Below are 21424 nucleotides of genomic sequence, written 5' to 3' on the forward strand. Positions count from 1 at the left end.
CATATAATAATGATTAAAAAATTTTTAAATTGAAAAGGCGGACTAATTGTTGGGGCAACCACAGCAATTTTGATAGCTGCTATTGCTTCTCCAATAGTTGGTAAAAATGCAATTGACGCTAGTTATAATGAAAAAATAAATCAAAGAACTGGTGTTGAAGCAGCAACACAATCAGTTCAAAAATTTACCATTACTGAGGAAAATTTTAAAACTGGTGTTGCTAAATTACAATTAAATGATAAATACAAAGACAGATTAACTGCTTCAACAGCTCTTGAACTACACAATGACAAATCATATAGTTTTGAACTAATCGATGCAGTTGATTTAAAAGCCTTGAAAGACAAAGATCCAGATATGGAATTTGAATTACGTACCATTAGTAAAACTGAAAATAGTTCAAACCCTTCAGTTGCAACTAAAGATGGTGTAATTAACAATATTTATGTAATTGGTACTGATACTAAAAACAATATTTTCTATCAGGCAACTGGATCAATTTCAGGATTTTTACCTGATGCTCAAGTAAATGCAAGTAACAACTTCTTTATTAAAAGTACTGAATCAAGTATTAAAGTTAAAGATGAAGTTCAAGACAAAACTGCAACAGCAGTTGCTCTTAAGTTGCAAGAACTATTTAGTCAAAACTTAACTCCTAAATCAGGAAACACAACAGCTCCAGTTGCTCCAAAAACTCCTGCAAATCCAGCAACTCCTGCAAATCCAGGAACTCCTGGACAATCAGCAGGAACTCCTGGACAATCAGCAGGAACTCCTGGACAATCAGCAGGAACTTCTACTGCTCCAGTAGATAATCCTAAAGCTCCATCAACAACTTCTGCTGAAGGGCGTCGTCCAAAACAAGCAGATGGACAAACTGTTGCAAGCCAAACTTCAACAACAAGTACTACTTCTTCAAGAGAATTAGCACATGCATTCAAAGTCGCTTTAGCTGAAGTTGGTGGCTTCAATCTTAAAGATACAAATGGTGATTTTACATTCTTACCTGATTCATACTACATTGCACCAGTTGTTGATGCAAACAACAAATTGAAATTTAGTAATGTAAATAACATTAATCAAACATTATCAATTGATGTTGAAATTGTTGGACCAGATGGTACAAAATTACCAACTACATTAAATTTCACTAATTTAGGTAATACTAGTCAAGACACACAAGACAAATTAATTCAGTCATTTGCTAATTCATACAAATTAAAACCAGGAATTGCAAAAGCACTTGCAACTGCTCACTTAGGAATTGCAGATGTTGTTTATGCACCTTCATTACCAACAGAATTAGCAAATGTAGCACCATTTAATACACAAGATGCAAATGTTAAAGATTTTGGATTTTGATTTGAAAAAGTTTCAGGTCAACAATTTGGTTCTAGTTCAAATTCTGATTTAAGTGGATTCGCAATTAATATTGCTCAAGGTGATGCTGCACCAAGTGCAGAAGAAATTGAATCATTAAAAGCAACTGATTCACTTAAATTATCAATTCAATACCAACAAAAAGAAGGTAGTTCATCAATTCCACAAGGAATTAATGTAGATACTGCAAAAACATTCCAAGCAGGAACTAACTTAATTTTAGACACTCGTGGTGAAACTGTTAACCAATTAGTAGCTGATAGTCTTCCTTCACAACAAGGAACTGTACAATCTTCACAACCTCAAAATGCTTCTAAATTTAGTTTTGATATTGATTCAAAAGCTCCAATTCTATTTGCTAACCACTTAGATAATGCAATTGCTGCATTTAATGCATCATCTGCATCAAATATTAATTTAGCTGTTAGTCAATTAGCATTCTTATTAGATCGAAGTGGAAATGATGCAAAATTAGATGAGAAAACATATGGTCAATATATTAAAGATACATTAACATCATTTAATGATGCATTGCCAAAAGGTGTAACCCTTGCTTTAAAAGGTCAATTTGACAAACAAACAAGCAAATACACTATTTACGTTAAAGCTATGGCAGGTTCTAAAGAACTTAAAGCGTACTCATTTGATATTTCGAATGTAAGTGCACCAAATTATGCTTATGATGCAGCATCTAAATTTGGAGCAGATGTATTTGTTGATGCAACTTTCGATAGATTGGTTGAACAAAAAGAAACAACAAAACCTGGAACAACAGGTGGTATGCAATCTACAACAGGAACTGAAGCATTAAAATTACAAAATTATGATAGTTCTAAACAAATATTTACATTATCTGATAAAACAAAATTTGAATTTAGTTCACAAGGTTTAGCATTAAAAAATAAAGATGAAGTTTTAAAATTTTCAGATAGTGCAAACAAATCTACTAGTGGTAATAATACAGAAGAAACTACTTTAAAAAATGGAACTTTATGATTAGCTTTTAAAGCAAGTCAATTAAAAACAGGTATTAGAACTTACTTTTTAGCATCTAAAACAAGTTCATCTAATGAGAATGAAGTTGGATTATTTATTGAAAAAGTTCCTAATATTGCAAGTACAATTAATACAGAAGCTGGTGTTGGAAAAATTAATAAAGAAGGGTATATTATTGGAATTACTTATAATAATGTTCAAGGAAGCAATGGAGGTGATAAAGCCTCTGGAGATATTGTTGCATTATTTACATCCACATCTAAAGGTGTTATAGAAAAAACTGATCACAAAGTATTTCAATTATTAAAATCCACTGAGGTTTCTAGTGGTGCTAATAAAACTGGAGTTGAGTACAAAGATAGTTCATTCAAAAATACATTTAATGGAGATTTGGATTATGGTGATTTTATTTCTAAAACAAATAATGATGATCCTACTCTATTACTAGAAATAAATATTAAGAATTTACCAGATCCAAGTAAATCTAAAGATATTAAAAACTCTATTAATTTTACTCTTTATTCATCAGCTATTAAGAATCCATTAAACAATCCAATTAAATCAGAGTTTAGTCAACCTGTTTATGTTGATAGTACACCATATAGTGCTGATAAAAAAGCAACATCATTTATTAATCGTGGAATTGATTTTTATAGTATTGGTGATCCTGCTTTTGGATCAGAACAAAACCACATTACCTTCAAAGCTATGGCTGTTTTCAAAGATAAAGATGAACATGGTGTAACCCAAAACTCTGAAGTTCGTCGTCAAATTGCTAAAGCATTTATAAAACAATACTTCACTGAAGATCAAGAAGCTGAAGGTGCTCAAAACCAAGGTAAACAAACCCAAAGTAGTAATACTTCAAACTCAACAAACTAACACCAACGGACAAGGCACCAGTAGCTCTACTGTTAGCAGTTAACCCAACCCAAACCCAACTTATTCAAATGTACAACACTTTAAATCTTTTTTAGAAGTAAAATCTTAAGTAGTTTATCTACTAAAAAAAAGTGTTAGTGCAAAAATAAATTTCACAAACACAACTAACAAACAAAATCCTTATCCTTAAAAATTAAATTAAAAATTTTCATATCAATAACAATCAAACACAAATGAGCAATCATTTGTGTTTTTTATTCTATTAATATATATTGTTTTTAAAAGTATAAGTAAGTAAATTAATCTATAAAAATGCTTTTAATTATTTTTATAAATATTTATGCTTTTAAAATGCTATAATTAAAAATATTTAATTTTAGTTAAATTATTATTTAAAAGGAGTACCACAAATGTCTAATAAAGATAAAGAATTTGATGTAGTTAAAGATTTTACAAACAAATTGGGTTTGAAAAATCGTACTGATGGTACTATCCCTTTTTATAAAAAAATAACAAATGGTAAACAGGCCACCAAACCTGATGGCTATTTTTATTATGAAGGTATTACCTTTATTTTAGATGCAAAAGCAGAAGGTAAAAAATTTACAGGTCAACTTAAAGACTATATGACCAATGAGCCCAACCCTAACTTTATTGGCTTTGAATACAACAAAAGTGAATTAAGAGTTTATCTCAAAGGTGAATTAGTTGCAAGTGAAACAACTGTGCAAAATAAGGAATATTATAAAAATACTTATTTTCCTAATTTAAAAGTTAATAATGCTCAAAAAGTTGCAGAAGAAACTAAGAACTTAGTTGATTTGTTTTGAAACGCCAATATCGACAAACAATTAAATGTTCACTTTATTGGCGCTATCTTTGTCATCAAAACTTTGCACAAAGACTTCGATAAGCTAATGCAAAATATCTTTAGTGACAATAATACTATTTCCATATTACAAAGATTAATACAAGCACTAAATAAAGAAATCGATAATAATGACAACATTAATAAAGTTCGTACTAAAAATTATTTAATCAGATGTCTTGAAGAGTCAACTATTCAAAATGCCAGTGTCAATGATATTCATAATATCTTAGAAACTATAGTAAGAATTTATAATAATATTCATCTTGATTCAGATTTTGAAGGTTTTGATATTATGAATCGCTTTTTGCAAGTATTTCGCAAATGAAATAGTGCAAATGCTAATGAAAAAGGTGAAGTGTTTACTCCAGACCATATTGCTCAATTAATGGCTGAATTAATTGATCTTAGCTATCAAGATCATATATTAGATCCAACTTGCGGAAGTGGAACATTTTTAACCAACGCTCTTGCCCTTATGGTTAAAGATGTTGAAAGCAAACTTGGAAGCAATAAGAAAAAAATAACAGAAGAAATTAGCACTATTAAGCAAAGTAGACTAATTGGGATTGAAGTCAATGAATTTAATGCAACACTTGCATCTGTTAATATGATGATGCACAATGATGGTAGTTCTATGATTATTTTTGACAATTGTTTCAATGCACTATCCGGTCTCACTTATAACAAAGTGTTAATGAATCCACCCTTTAATCAGAAAGATCATGAACTTAAATTCGTTTTAGAAACACTTAAATTTTTAAAAATTGGTGGCCTTTTAGCCACTATTGTGCCCAAAACGGTTTTAAAAGGTAAAAGTAGCAAAAATTTTTTTAATCAAGATTATTTAAAACAAATATTTAGTTTTTGTAAACTCGAAGCTGTAATTTCCTTACCTGATGACTTGTTTGCACCAAATGCAGGTGTGGCCACTGCAATTGCTATTTTTAAAAAAAATAGAGAATATGATCTTAATTTACTAAATCAGTCCACAACTAATTTTGAGCAACAAAGTCTTTTTATCAATATGAAAGATGATGGTTTTTATCATCCCAAAGATAACTTTCGATATCCAACAAGTAAATGAAATGAGATTAGGACTCAAGTCATAAATGCTTACAAGCATAAAATATATGATGAATTTTTAGCTTTTGAAAAAACAGTTAATTATAATGATCAACTCTTATTTGAGAACTTTAACTCCCATCGACCATATGAAGTGGTCCAAAGCACTTTTGTCAAAACCATTCGTGAAAATCTGGCAGCTAAAATTCTTTCTGGCATCAAAATTAAATACAATAAATACAATTTTAAAGATGACCCAGATTTTTATAACCATCAAGTTGAATTTAAAAAGTTTAAAATTGTTGAACTAATTGAAAAAATTGCAATTGGTTCAGAGAAAAAGTCTATTGATAGAAAAATTGAAAACAAATTTAAATCTGGCATTCCACTAATTATTGCTAAAAAGGACAACAATGGAGTTGGTGGTTTAGTTGAACAATACAATCAAAGCTGAAAAAACAAAATTGTTATCATCAATGGTGGTGATGGTGGCGGTGGCAAAACCTTTTATTGTGACTTCGAATTTGCAGCCACTAATTTTGTAACCATTTGTGATTTAAAACCAATGTGACAAAATAGATTTGATGACAATGCCTTATTTTATTTAAGCACAGTCATTAGTGAACGACTCCACAAGTATGTTAATCATGGACTTACTCGTAAGGACTTAAATCCTGAAATTATGATTAAATTACCAGTTGATTCACAAGGTGATTTAGATATTAAATATATGTCTGATTATATTGCTAATTTAAAAATTAGAAATAATTAATTTTATCTAGTCGAGTCCAAACATAGGAACAATTGTTTTTTATATGTTTGTCAAATAAATTGCTTTTTTAAAAAACTCAATAATATTTTTATTTACTTTTAAACAATGTCATTATAATATAGTTGAATTATCTAATTGATTTCAATTTTTTGTTTATTTTGTTAAAAATTAAAAAGGAGTTATATGAAAAAGGCATCATTGAAAAATTTTTTTATCTTGTTGTCTACATCTGTGATTGCTACAACTTCGTTACTAGGTTTTAGCCACAATAAAACAACAGTTGATAATTTCACCAATAACCAAAGCACACCTAGTTTTAGTGCCCAATCTTTTGCTTCACAAACTGTGCAATCAACACAAACCAAAGCTACAGCTTATTTTGAAAAAACTGTTTTTCAAAATGCAGATTCATTTAATTATATAAATGTTAGTTTACCACTTCAAAGCAGTGAAATTAGTGATTTAAATTTAGATTCACTTTTTATTAGTTTTACATTGTCGCATCCAAATGCTGAAGATGACAATGTTATGTATCTTGGTTACAAAAATAAAGTGGATGAAATTACCAACAGTATTTTGCCAACCAAAGTTTCATTGGAAAACGGAAAATACAATGAGCAATCTAAAACTTATACTTTAACAGTGAAATTTTCAGGAATGTATGCTTGAGATTTATCAACTTTCAAATTTCAATTAGGACTTGATGGAAGAGCGATTGAAATTAAGCCAACTAATAAACCACAACCAAAACCAATTTATGAATCAAAAGCAGCAAAATCAACACAAACTAAAGTTAAAAGTAGAAAACGTCGTTCAGTCGAATCTATACCAAGCCCACAAAGAGAAGACCAAATGAGTGATGTAGATTTACTCAAACTAGTTCAGTCAACTCCTAAATACACACCGCCAGCAAGGCCACAATGAAAATCATCTTATAAAGACTTTAAAATCACTCCTGTTTTTCAAAGTCGTAGCGCAGAAGTTAGAGCTACTACCAACCATTATAAGCCTAACGGTTATGTAACTCTTAATGCTCCAGATGATTATTTAGGTGTTTTAGATCATAGCCAATGAACTGGGTTTGTACCTGACTTGAGATGATATCAAGTATCTATTCCTAATGAATATAGATTTTTTGAAAATGATGAGAGAAAATTCTACATAAATATGAATATTCAAGAAGGTAACAAATCATCTAGTGTTTCATATATAGTAGATGGTCACAAAGCTACATTAATTACTAACTATGGGTCTAATAAAAATGATATTAGTATGTTTGAAAAAACATATAAGGCAGATGATAACAAAGGGGTGATTACTTTTCAAATCCGTTTAGGTCAACGTTTTGACCCAGCTAAATCTAGATTAACAATGTCATTTACTGGATTTAGAAATGGAACATACTTTCAAGTAACAGGGTCTAAAACACCACCTAAAGTTACAAAATTAAGTGATTGACAACAACGTGAAGTTTGAAATAGAGGTACCTGAAATAAATATGTTACTATTGAAAATAGTGACCAAGCAAAAGAAAATGATAAATTAACAGTTGAATTAAAACACCCAGATGCACCAGATGTTACATTGCATTATAAAGTTGAAGGTCAAAAATTGGTTGATGATGGTAACAATGGCAACTCTATCAAATTTAAGATTTATAATAAATGAGGTAAAAATATAGATGTTAAAAGTGGACATAAATTTGGATTCTATGTTGAATTAAGTAGTTTATTTGATCCAACTAAAACTGAAATAGTTGTCACATTTAAAGGTAAAACACAAACTGTAAACTTACCTAACTTTTGAAATATGTTTCCTGAAAGATACTAATTGAACAAATTTCATATTAAAAAACACCCAAAACGGGTGTTTTTTAATTATTTTATTAATTTTTTAAAATTTTGTTGTATGATTGCAATTCCTTATTTTCTTTTATAATCTCAATTTAAACCTTTATCAAATAGAGCTGTTTTAAAATTCAGATCATCATGATGCATTTGGCGCAATGCTGACAAATAACTTTTGCGTTGGTCTGCAAAACCACCATAAATGACATCATAAGCTGGCAAATTATATTTACCATAATAACCTTTGTAATCAAAACCACTAGAGTATAAATTAGTAATTACACTTGTAGATGATTTTGAATCAGAACCTGCAAAAATACCATAGAGATTATCGCCAATGTAGACTCCAGAGCCACTAGCTCCTGGAGCTGTGACATAATTGTCAATGTGAGTGGTAAGTCCAGTTCATAGATAATGTTTTTTGACTATCTTACCATCTTTGAGATAAGGTACATCAAGGCTTTGTTGACCAAAGATTGGAGCTGTAATCAAAATATCACTCACTCCTGGTCGATTAACAAAATTGCGATATCCTCAACTAGTTGAAAAATCACTACCACCAGCTAGTGATTTTCAATCTACAAATTGATTGGATGCAATTTTAGAATATAAATCTCGATTTTTATTAATTCAAGGTGTCCGCGCTACATCTGAGTCCTTATTTGATTTGGGATATTTATCTTCATCTTTTAATTTTAGAGTAGATTCATACTTAAATTGAGGAAATCCCAAAGAATAAAATGGATTAGGTGGTAATTTATAATAATCATCGCTTAGTATATCTGTTTTATCAAGTTTGTTAGCTAAGTGACCATCATAAAAATCTTGAGTAATAAGACGAGCCTGGGCTTCTGAATCAAAGGTGATTTCAACTATGCCAACATCAAGTGCTAGTCCAAAATCTTGAATTTCCTTTTGCTTACTAATACTTGCCAAATCTAAATTAAAAAAGTCAGTTCCAAGTAAAACTGTCCTAATATTCATCTTACCAACAGGATTGAGACCTGTATAATTACCTTGCTTATCAAGACCATTATTGCTAACTCCATTTTTATCATGAACAGTGAGGGTTACTGTTTTGTAATCACTAGGATTATCTAGTGTTGGGGAAATAATTTTGTCAGTATTTACATCACTGTTGAGTTTGATAATTTCCAAATCTCAAGTATTTGTTTGCAAATCATTTGGATTAAAATTATCCAAAGTTCCTCAAAGTCCATCTTTTTGATAATTATTAGCAATTTTTAAATTTGCAATCACATGAGCAGCAGTGATAAAATATCAAGTTTTTGGATATGAGCCATCTGGCTCAATTTTGTAATCCAAAATTGTGGCACTACCTTCGTGGATGTTGACAAATTTAACCAAAGAAGCAGGATCGCTAGTTGAATTAAATCTGGCACCATCACGATAATAAAATGAAACTGCTCGTTTTGCCAAGTTTTGATAATTTGGATTAGCCAAAACTCTTGGTAATCCACTTCGATCTGGTCCAACATTATTTTGTCCAGCAACCATTACTCCAGGAAATTTTTTATTAGTTGCAACTAAATTAATATCAAGACCATCAATCTTGCCATTGTCCAAATGGGGCAAAGAATAAAATCTTTTTTGAGCATTTTGATAAAGCATTTGCCCAACCTCTTTGGCTTTTTTATCAAGATCTGCAAGAATTGAAGGATCAATTTTAGTATCTTTGTGTTCGCTTTCAAGTTGAAGAAAAGATGGTAAGGTTTTCTTATCATAATAGTATTCAAACTTGTTGCCATAATTATTTTTATAAGTAATTACATCTTTATTTGGATTATCGAATTTATAATAATCCCTTTTTACTCTTTTACCATCTTTGAAAAGTCCAGCAAGTTCTAAATAACTTTTTTGCTCATTAGGATTTACAAGCTCATCATTGTCATCATCACTTTGATCAAAGTTATCTTTGGGAGCGATGGTGCTAGCTATCTTTTGAGTATCTTGAGATTTTTGATTATCTAAAGGTGTAGAAATAGTTGGTGAACTACAAGATATTAATGAAAAAATAGGGATAAATAATCAAATTAATTTTTTTTTATTCATAGTTAGTGATTTATACAATAAAGGTATTTGTTTTTACAAAACTTTATTATATTATAGTTAAATAATGTTAGAAAATGTATAAATTAACTTCTTGTTGTTTAAGTTTTGTCACCTTAATGTTTAAAATTTAATAAATTTGTTAAATGTTTTTAAATTAACTGTGATTTTAATTGAAAACAAATTAATTGGATTTATTGGCTGTTGATTATAGTTTTGCTATAATTTATTTATTTAAAAAATGTTAAAAAATAGAATAGAAAGAGGAGGTTTTTTGTAGAAATATCATTTTACTACAAAAAATAAGCATAAATATGGCTAAATTTTTTAGAAAAAAAGTTCTTATTCCTTTAATGATTTCATTACCAGTTGTTGCAACAAGTATTGGAGTTGGAGTTTATTTTGGTAAAAAAACAACAATGTATGACCTCCCTAGTTTATCTATTGATTCATCTACTAATGAAATTAAAGATATTTTGACCAATTCTAATTCAGATGTGCCCACTGATTTGAAAGAATACTTGCTATCAATTGTAAATGATATTGATAAAAACAAAGAAATTGATGTTCAAAAAGTTGCAGAAACATTAAAAAAATGAGCAAAAATTAATGATTATTTATCTCAAATTAAACAAACTAATTTTAGTGAACATTACACTGATTTTTTACAACAATCTTTGAATTTAAATATTGCTGAAATCGAAAATAAAAAAAATAGTTTAGAAAAAGATATTGATAAAAAAGATGTATCTGGTGTTAAGCAATTAATTGATAAATCAGATGAAATTCAACAAATTGAAAATTCTTTGTCCAACTTTTACACAACTGGGGACAAGTTTAAAGAAGACTACAAACAAATTCAAAATGTTTTTACTAATCTTGATACTGTTTTAACAAAATCTAGTCTCCAAGAATTAAAAATGAATCTAGTTGATAACTTTACTAAACATCAAGATCTAAAAGGCTTTTTAAACAAAATTCAAAAAATTCAATCAAATGTTGAAAAAATTGCTTCTAAATCTAATGAGGATAGTGAAGTTGAAAAAAATGGTAAGATTGATATTAGTGATTTAGGAACTATAAAATCAAATGATAAAGATCTTAATGAATTAAAAGATTCAGTAGCTGATCTTCATTTAACACCAACTAAGCAACTAGATCAAATAGAAAATAATAAAAACAGTGCTGAATCACAAATAGATAATTTACAATCACTATCACTTGAGTTACAAACAGCTTTTAAAGATAAAATTAGTTCTACAGATGATGAAAAAATTATAACTGGCTTAGTTAATCAAGCTAGTGCATACAACACCACAGCAAGTGATCTCATTCACACTGTTGAAATGGCTAAAAATGTTAAACAAAGCTCAAGCTATACATCAGCTACCAATCAAAACATATTTGATAGTGCTTTTGAAAAAGCGCAAGAAGTATTAAATTCTAATTCAAAACTTATTTCAAATAATAACTATCTTGATTCAGATAGTTCTATTTCAACTTTAGGAACTCTAACAACAAATTTAAAAGCAGCAATTGCAGCCTTAAATGGAAAAACAAATGAAAAGGAAATTGTTGACTTTAAAGCTGATGTTGAAAAGAAACTAGAAGTTGGTTTTTACAAAGGAGTTGATAAATATAATCTTAAAAATCTAATTTATAGTGTAAGTATCGATAATGATACTAAACCGCTTTTACTTACAGAAAACACTATTGATGATGTTGAACTAACTTATTTAGGTTCACAATTAAATAATGATGATATCAATAAATTAGACCTAACTTATCAAGCAACTAAAATTTCTGATCCTAAAGTTACAGCAACAATTCACAAAACAATGACTTTTACTAATGATTTCAAAACAATTATAAATAAAATTCATTTTGGTAATTTAGATGATTTATTTGATTTTGATTATGGTAGATTAGCAAATTATTTCGAATCTGATGTCCAAAGTAAAAAAACAGAAATTGAATCTAAATTTACTAACAAACTAACAAATGTAAATGGATTTTTTACTTACAAAATTAAAGAGGGATCATTAGCATATGAAGCTGATAAAACGATAAGTTTAAGTGTTGATTTTTTTGTTAATAAAAGGCTTGTAAAAGAAGAAAAATTAAAGACAAAACAACCAATTACTTTTTGAAATAATGGATCCACTGGAGATCAAAGGTTTGGTTTTGACTATGATCTCAAAAAAGCGGTTAGCTTTATTGAACACAAGCATATGGACAATAATAAACCAGTTCCTAATCTAGATGCAGAATTAATTTGGGAAAATACAACTATAAAACCAGGTGCAACTAAAACACATAGTGATTATAAGCCAGATGATGCTATTAAGGCTTTAGATGAATCTTATGATTTTCCTAAAATTGGAGAGTATCAAATTTATCCTAAAAAAATAATCTGACCAAAATATACTAATGATAAAGACTACATGACAACGGCAAATGTATTTTTTTGAATTAAAAAAGATGGTGTAGATTTGCCATTTAGTGAAATTAAAAGTAATATTTCAGATTCTGAAGAGTATGAAAATAACTTTGCAAAAAACATAAACTATTTCAAACCATTTTATTTCACTGATATTCAACCAAAAAATGGTCATGAGTGATTTGAGTCATCAGATTTTGTTCCGGAGGATAAAACAAAACATAGCATTTTTTCCACAGATAAAGCAATAATTGATCAAATTAATAGCAAAAATTTTGAGATCCGCAAGGCAGATGGTGCAATCATCAATAAACAACCTATTAAATATTCTGTTTTAGATCCCCAAGATATCATTCAACAAAAAGCGTATTCTGCTCTAAATTATTTACTTAAATTAAAATCTACAAATGGAGCAAATCAAGCAAATAATTCTACAAACACAACCTCAAAAGAAGAGCAAGAAGCAAAGCAAGCCGCTAAAAATAACATGGAAAATAATGAGTTTAAGGACAATAAAGAGGTTGAAGATGGACTCAAAGATGCATTGGGTAAAATAATTAAGCCAAAAAACACACCACCAGCAGCGAAAGATTCAGATTTTTATTCATCCAAAGATGACATTAGTAGTTCTGAAGATAGAGCTAATAATTTAAATATAAGTAGCATATCACAAAAATATTTTATTTATTTTTATGATGTCAAAGCAGTAACAGATCATCCAGATTACTTATCTTTTAAATTAGGATTTATTTTTAAAAATGATACAAGAAGAAGATACTCTCCAAATAAAACATTTATTTTAACTCATTTAAGAAATGACTTTAAATATAATTTATATCCAGAAGTTATCCTAAATCGTCTAAAACTCAGTGATTTTAGATTTGATAATTCAAACAATTTAACTTCCTCAACTTCCCTTGAACAAATTCAAAGTCAAATTCATTGAAATGAAAGTAAAATAACTTACAATCACTTTGATTTTCTTACCAATCATATTAAAGTTGCAGAAGTTGTTGCTAAAAATGGTGGTATTTATGTTAAATTTAAATATACTGATCCAACAACACAAAAGACAACTATAGGGAATAACTATTATAAAATTTCAAATTTTACAGTTTCAAATTCTGCTTTTAAAACAGATTTTAATTTTACCAACCCAAATCTAAAAACTGTTTTTGAATCAGCGAATTCTGTAGAGCGAACAAGAAAAATAGAGTTTTATTTTAAAGATCAAAGTTGAAATTATAATGATAAAGATGGAAGTGCTAATTGAACCCTAAAGAAAAAATATCTTGATAAAACATTTTTTCAAAATAATCCATCTAAACGTAAAATTAAACTCACAATTTTAGGAGATACATTGGTTCAAGATGACTTTAGGCTATCAAGATTCATTGATAGAAGTCAAATTCATGGAAATTATAGCTCTCCTTATACAGTTACAATTGATTTTGAAAAATTGATGAGTGAAAAAACTGAAACTGTAAGTTTTAAGACCTATCAATATTCAATTGATGGTCACAGACATGCTCCAGAGTTGCAATTAAATTTAACAGCAACACTACTTGACAATCATGATATAAATTTCAAATTATCTCTTGCTGATCCAACTTATAAATTAGTTGTTGGTAATCCTTATTTCTATATGTTATCACCTTCTGAAGTTTTCGGTTCCCGCTTTGGTGAATTTAAAAATGACCAAGCCTTTTTATTAAATTATTATGGTGCTTCTGTAGAAATTAGTTACACAAATGCTGAACAACATGAAGAATTTACAACTGAAGATACCCAAACCAATCAATTTAATTACAAAGAACTTGACTTTAGTCAAGAAAATCAACCAATTACTTTCTACAATCCAGAATCAACACTTAATTCTGATGAGTATAATCCAAACCAAAATGTTAATTATGAACTTCATAATGGTTATTTAATGGATCAAGAATATATTCACAGTGGTTGAAAAAATAATGAATTAGTTAAACAAGCACGTGCTCGTGAATTTGCTTTTAGTTTTGGAACTGGGACAGAACTCGCTAAAGTAAGTAATGATCCAAAAGATTTGACATTCTATGGTATTTCAAACCGTCATATTGTCAAAGTTAATAGTTGGAAGGATTTAAGAACTCCCGCTGGTTATCAAGGTCGAAGTTACTTTACCAAACCATCAGATAAATTCCAAAATGATGTAAATACTGGTTATTCATATTGAGGTGGTGGTCAAGTTGGTAGAAATATGAAATTACAGGTAATTTGAACTGGAATTGAGCAAACTAATAAAAATGGAGTACCTACTGGTTCTGGAAAAGAAAATATCGATGCTACTGTATTTTCATTTAATGTTAAACCAATGATTGATGATGCTCGTAAATGAGGTCGAATGGAACTTGTTAAATGATTTGAAGATTTAGCAAAATTACCAGATGTTAAGTTTAATACTAGTTGGAAAAAACAAGGTATAAGTCTAAATCCTGATGTACGAAGATATGCCATTATCGGTTTCCCATATGGAAAACAAGCGGGATACTATATTAATAGAGTTAAAAATGCACAAGATACAATTAGTTTAGCTCACGCTAACAATTATGTACAAACCTTTTACAATGCTGGAAACTCTGGAACTGGAATTTTAGGTTCAGGTGATGAATATGTTGCAACAATCAACTCTGGAGTGCCACTTACTGGCTTACAAGGTTGAAAATATGATACTCCTAATTTCAATTATTTTGGAATTAACTTTGATGGAGAACATCCACTTGATCTTAAAAACACCAATTCATTAGCAGCAGAAATCATTCGTCGTCATTTAGAAAAACCACTAGATTATAAATTACCATGATTCTTTCATAACTTCAAAGGTTATACAAAACAAAATAAATAAAATAATTTTTAAAACAAAACCTGGAAATTCTCTAGGTTTTGTTTTTTTAAAATGTTGAAGTTACAAAATTTTAATTAAAAAATTAAATTTAATATTTTTTTTGGTATAATTTTGGAGATAAAGGCAAATTATGCAAAAAAAATTTATGGAGTTTTGAAAGGACTTAAAATCACTTATTGATAATATAAGTGAAAAAATTAAGCAATTGTGTGTAGACACAATTGAGTTTTTTAAGCATACTTTTGAAGTCAAAGTCTCCAAAATTTTTAAATACCCAATTCACAAATTTTGCATCTTTGCAAATAAAAAAATCAAAGAAACAAAAGATATATTGTTTTTTTACTTCTTTTTATTTAATAAAAACTTGTATTTTCAATTTCGCCACAGCATAACTGAATAATTATTTTTAAATAATTATTATATATAAATATTATTTCAACTTATTTTTGCAATTAGTTGAACTTTTGCCTTTATTTATATAGATGTTTTTAAACATTATTTAGTTATAGGAGCTAATTATGAAAAAAAGCTTTATTTTAAATAAATCAGTTAAAGGTTTGATTGGAGCAGCACTACTCAGCTCAACTGTACTTGTTATTGCAGCTTGCAATATTAATCAAAATAATGATAACAAATCAACACAATTTAACTCAAGTCACAAAATTCAAAAAACTTTAATTAAAAAAGTTAAATATTTAGCAATTGGTGATTCAGTAACTGCTGGATTCAACTTAGACAACAGAATTGATTCACGTGGAAATATGGAAAATGGCCAAGTTAGTGGTCTTTCTTATCCAGCCTTTTTTGCACACTATTTGCAACAAATCAACCACGATTCACTAGTTAGTTTTGATAATTTAGCTCTTTCTGGAACCACTGTTAAAAATTGATTATATTTGCTTGATCCTGAAAACTCTGAATATAAAAAATTTGATAAAACATTTTTAAAATATGCAAATAACATTGATAAATTAACTAACTCACCTTATGGCAAACAAATTAGTGATGTTTTTGGTAATTTTAACTCAGAAAAATACCCGGTTTTTATTCAAAAAATTAAAGAGGCTAACTTATTAACATTTACTTTAGGAGCAAATGATTTATTTCAATCCTTGAATTTATCATATTTAACTTCTTTGACTGATAATCCAGGTTCTAAAGCTGTTATTGCAGAGCAAATTCAACGTGATGTAGCCAAAGCTCTTGCAGATATTAAAGCCAACTTGACCAAATTTATTGCCAAGTTAAAAGAAATTAATCCAGATCTTAGCATTAATATTTTAGGTTACCAAGATCTTAGCAGTAGTGCTATTAAATTTGTTAGTTCCTTGCTCAAAAATGAATTTGGTTTTACCCAAGATTTTGGTCATACCATTATTTCATCACTAAATAAAAACATCAAAGAAGTTGCTTCTCATGAAGAAATTAACTACATCGATCCTTATGACCAAAATGATTGACAAAACAACAAAATTTTTGGTGTTGATCTTGACATCCACCCCTCTGTCAAAGGTTATAAAAAAATGGCTCAAGCACTACTTTATAAGTTAGCGCTTGACCAAAGCAATCTTATTAATCTCAAAGGTGTAGACATTGATTTTCTAGAAAAAAGCAAAGGTGATTATGCACGTGTTTTAGATATTGCTTCAAATCAAGATATTGTTAGCAAAGTTAGTGATGCATCTGTGCTTGAAACTTCAGAATTTGAGACTCAAAATGAGCAAAAATTAACATCTTATCAAGCTAGCGCACAAAACATGTTTGTGGCCTTTTTAGACACAAATAGTGTGATTGAAAAATGAATGATTAACATACTTTCTAAAAGTGGTGATTTCCAATCAATTGCAAAAGTATTTTTAAAACAAAATACAGCAGATGCTCGTAACAAAACTAGAGAGTTTTTAAAAGAATTAGTTCAAAGTCCAATTTTGAGTCAAATTCTTGAAGCACTGAGATCTTATATTGAAGAAGTTAAAGAGAAAAATTTGTGAGATAAAATTACTTTTGATTCCATCATTGATGGTGTCAGTCGGAAATTTTTATTAGAAGGTGGACTACCTGCACTTATTAATTTTGTGCTTAGCAACAAATGAGTTTCACAACAGCCACAAGTTTTAAAAGATGCATTATTTAAAACAGTTTTTGGCAGCACATCAATTCAAAATCGGGTATTATCACTTTTTGGTGATGATAACATTGATAGTAATGATTGAAGAGTTATTTTTGAATTTGACTCTACAAAAGCTTTATTTAGTAAAGTTTTAGATGAGCTTTTAGACAATGGTGCAACTTATAAAAACTCAACTAATTTTGCTGATTTGGTGACCAATTTTGTCAAAAACGATGCTAATCAAAGTGTAATTATCGACTTTGTGCAAAACTTTACAACAGAAGCTCTCAAACAACCTGTTTTCACCACTTTGCTAGTTGATTTAATTGATAAACAAGTCAACATAAAACTTAGTGAAGAAGAAAAAAATGGCATTAGTTCAGCACTACTAGGTATTTCTGAAAACATTACTTCAACAAGAACCTTTAAAAATCTTGCTAAAACCATTGCCATTAGTTTGACAAATGGTTTAAAAAATATTAATTCCAATTTTGACAAAACTGAGCTAACTGATTTATTTGTTGGCACAATGGCCACCAGTTTTAAAAACTTTTTTAGCGACAAGTCCAACTTACTTATATTAGTTCAAGACTTATTGCAAAGTAAATTAAATGAAAAACAAGTAGAATTTTTATCTAAATTATTACAAAAATTATCTTCTATAATTCCTAGTTTAGAACTTTCTACTTTTTATAGCACTAGTGCTAAAAACTATAGTGTTGTAAAAATTATCTTTGACAGTGCTAAAGAATTTTTACAAGAAGATAGTTTCAAACAAATCAATAAACTTTTTGAAACAGCACTCAAAGACTTTTTTATCACCCATCGTGATAAATACAGCAGCTCTATCGACTTTGATAGTTTTGTGTTTCAATTAGTTGCTAACAATGCTGATGAACTTAAAGAAATTATTTATAATTTCTTACTTAGTCAAGGCAAAAAAGATAATTTTAGTTCTGCAGTTGGAACTTTATTGTCTGGACTTTTGGATAAATATAATTACAAATCTGAAACCAAGAGTACTATTGCCAAAATTATTACAGGAATTTTAGAAGATTTTGCAAAACATGACAAAGAAGCTAATAAAGATAACATTATAACTTTATTATTAGACAAATTTGTCAAAGAAATGAAGGACTATGTTACCAAAAATAACGCAGGACAAGACTTAGCAAAAGATGGCTACAATAAAAGTTCAGATACAAACGGTCAAACTAAATATGCAGATCAATATTTAACATTACGTCGTAAACTAAACTTTAATGACTTTTTAGCTCAATTTGGCCAAAATACATTAAAAGATTCATCCTTTTTATATAGCACTTTAAAATCATTTGCTCGTGTTTTTGAAACAGGTCAAAACAAATTAACTACTGATGAATTAGCAAATGCTATTTTTGATATCCTACATTCCAAACCAGTGCTAGAATATTTCAAAAATATTATTCCAGCTGGTAATGATGAACAGCTAAGACAAGAACTTGCAAATATTATTGAGAAGTTTTTAAATTCTAATGCCTTTCTTGAACTCTTAAAAGGTGGGATGGAGTTTATTTTTAACACAAAGAATCTTGAACAACACAAAACCTTATCAGATCTTTTACTTGCATTTTTAAAAGAAAAACATGACTTGGTTGAAAAAGCTATAGCTATCTTTATTACAAGTGATGATGGTTCTAGTTCTCTTAACAATATTTTAGATAGATTACTTAAAGCAAATGATATTAGTTTAGAAAGCTCTAATTTAGAAACTTTACAACAAATTATTAAAGATTTTGCACACCAAACAAGTTTGGCAATTCAAAATAAAACTCAGGACAATTATAAACCACTAACAATTAATGCAGCAATTAGTTTTGTTATTACAAAATTATTTAGTAGTAATCAACAAGAGTTTAATAATAGTTTAACAGACTTAGTTTCTAGTTTTGTTTATGATATTAGTCATATTTATTTTAAAAATCCGACAGATTCACAACATACTAAAATTAATGCAGGAAAACTTTTAACTTTAGTAAAAGGATTTTTAAATACTCAATTTGCAACTAAAGCATTTAACGAAAAATTTGGCACAGAAACAGGTCCGCAAATTAAGGCACTCATTTCATCATTCCTTGATATTCCTGGTACACAAACATTTTTAACTAAAATTTTTGAATTGATTGCAAAACAACAAGTTGAGCAAAATAAATCATTATTTGAAGTTTTGAAAGAAGTTGTAAATGATCAAGAATTCAAAAAGATTTTTGTTGACTTTATCAAATCAATTAATAATAATGAACTTGCAAGCAAACTTAAACCAGTTTTAGGTAAATTATTAGGCGTTGAGCTAGATGATCAACAAATTGCTTCATTTTTAAAATGAGTTAAATTAATTTTAACTGATAATATTGATGCTAAAACTCATAACTATAAAGATGGGAATGATTTAATTAATACAATTATAAAAGTTTTAAATGGTTTATTTGAAGCAAGAAAGAATAATAACAATTTTGATTTTGCAGAATTACAAAAACATTTTGGAACAGAAGAATTTATAGTTAATTTTATTAAACAATTAGCTGCAACTTTTGGTAGTGGTGAAAAAGAAGAAGATAAAGTTAATGATGAAGATAGAAAACATATTGGACAATTAGTTATATCTATTTTAAAATCTTCATTTATTGCAAAGACAATTGATAGTATGGATTTATCTAGTCTACGCACATATTTGGGTGAAGAATATGACACAGATGTGAATCATATAAAAGGATTTATTAAAAAATTAATTTCACAAGAAGGAAATGTAGATTTTATAGTAAATCTTTTGAATGAAGTTGGTAAAAATATTGATAAATATAAAGATGCCACAAGTATTGTTGACCTTTTACGAAAAATTATTCAAAATAACAAACAACTAATTGAAGAATATTTATGACAACTAATTGATTTTGCTGTTAATGATGCTGATATGGGCAAAATTTTTGCAAAAATTATTGCAAAACAACTTAAATTAGATACAGCTGAAATGCAAGAAGCAGATTATAATTTTATTAGTGGTTTTTTAAAAGGTTTAATTGATCGTGGTAAACAATCACAAATTGTTACAACAATTTTAGATGAAGTAGTAGATCAAATAGGCAAAAGTACAGAAACACAATTTGATTCTAATTTTTTCACCAACATATTTAATTCAATTTCAGGTGCAAAATTATTTAATTTTGATTTTGTTATTAAAATTGACAATGAGCTTAAACAACAAGCAACACCCGTTTCATCTGATGAGCAATGAAAAAAATTAGATGGGAAAACTGATAAATCTCCATTTACTGCAAAAGAATTTGCGGAGTTTTTTGACACTATTTTAGTTAAGGCGCCACAATGAAATAAAAATAAACAAGATAGTGGTTCAGTGATTTTGAAAGGATTAAACAATATACCATATACAGGATTTAATTTTATTGATGTAATTTTTAGTGGCGGAAGTTCTGCTAAGGGTGCAAAAACACAATTGTCATCAATAGCAGATATATTTAAACAAGTTTATTTAAGTGTAAAAGACAAAGTTAATTATAGTAATTTTAAAGATACTGCAGAAGGTAGAACATTATATCGTTTAATGTTTTTAACACTATTTTATGCTTGAGAATCTCAATTTAAAAATGCAAGTTATTTTATTTATTCTGTTGGATTTTATGGAGGCTTTGGAGAAACATCAACAGCAAGTGGTCAAATTATAAAAGCATTTAAAGATGCACTTCCTAATGGTAGTGATAAGAGTGAATATGACAAGTTTATTGATGCTTTAAAAGGTGACCCTTGAAAGAAACCTAATCATTGATGAGAAATTGGTAGTTGATATAAAGCGTATAATGTAAAACCAAGTGATATGCTAACAATGATTTATTACAACACAAGTAGTAATCCTTTTACTAACACAAAAACAAAGCAAGCAGCCAAGACAGAAGAACCCACACTAAAAGACCAAATTCTCGAACAAATTCGCCAAGGTTCTTTTGATGGTTGGGAAAATCCAAAATCTTAATAACCCCAACTAATAATAAAGTCAAATTTATTATTAGTTTTTTAAAAGTAATAGAAAATAAGTAAGATAAATAATACAAATAAAAAAAA

General features: G+C 28.6%; 7 protein-coding genes. 6 read left to right on the forward strand and 1 reads right to left on the reverse strand.

Features of this window, described 5'->3' with window-relative positions:
• Positions 1-9 precede the first annotated feature (9 nt).
• The 3 genes from MYB_RS01375 (at position 10) to MYB_RS01385 (ending at position 7793) form a co-directional block, all read left to right on the forward strand.
• Complete coding sequence (locus MYB_RS01375) at positions 10-3258, forward strand: P110/LppT family adhesin N-terminal domain (RefSeq protein WP_022934803.1); 3249 nt, start codon at positions 10-12, stop codon at positions 3256-3258.
• A 410-nt stretch (positions 3259-3668) separates the two neighbouring features.
• Positions 3669-5963 (forward strand): HsdM family class I SAM-dependent methyltransferase, encoded by a 2295-nt coding sequence (locus tag MYB_RS03210; RefSeq protein WP_025279613.1) that lies wholly within the window; start codon positions 3669-3671, stop codon positions 5961-5963.
• Positions 5964-6146: 183 nt separating this feature from the next.
• Complete coding sequence (locus tag MYB_RS01385) at positions 6147-7793, forward strand: hypothetical protein (RefSeq protein ID WP_022934802.1); 1647 nt, start codon at positions 6147-6149, stop codon at positions 7791-7793.
• A gap of 92 nt (positions 7794-7885) precedes the next feature.
• Here MYB_RS01385 and mip read toward each other — a convergent pair whose 3' ends face one another.
• The gene (gene mip / locus MYB_RS01390; RefSeq protein WP_022934801.1) at positions 7886-9883 is read right to left on the reverse strand and encodes an Ig-specific serine endopeptidase MIP; all 1998 of its coding nucleotides are present in this window, start codon (positions 9881-9883) and stop codon (positions 7886-7888) included.
• 311 nt (positions 9884-10194) lie between these two features.
• Here mip and MYB_RS01395 point away from each other — a divergent pair, with 311 nt between their 5' ends.
• From MYB_RS01395 to MYB_RS01405, 3 genes are all read left to right on the forward strand, one after another.
• Complete coding sequence (locus MYB_RS01395) at positions 10195-15201, forward strand: MGA_1079 family surface serine endopeptidase (protein ID WP_022934800.1); 5007 nt, start codon at positions 10195-10197, stop codon at positions 15199-15201.
• Between the two features lie 130 nt (positions 15202-15331).
• Positions 15332-15601 carry a hypothetical protein gene (locus tag MYB_RS01400; RefSeq protein ID WP_022934799.1) on the forward strand — a complete coding sequence of 90 codons (270 nt, stop codon included), beginning with the start codon at positions 15332-15334 and terminating at the stop codon, positions 15599-15601.
• A gap of 118 nt (positions 15602-15719) precedes the next feature.
• Positions 15720-21335, forward strand: coding sequence for an SGNH/GDSL hydrolase family protein (locus MYB_RS01405; protein WP_022934798.1), 5616 nt, complete (start codon positions 15720-15722; stop codon positions 21333-21335).
• Positions 21336-21424 lie beyond the last annotated feature (89 nt).

Source organism: Mesomycoplasma bovoculi M165/69 (assembly GCF_000524555.1).
Taxonomy (GTDB): Bacteria; Bacillota_I; Bacilli_A; order Mycoplasmatales; family Metamycoplasmataceae; genus Mesomycoplasma; species Mesomycoplasma bovoculi.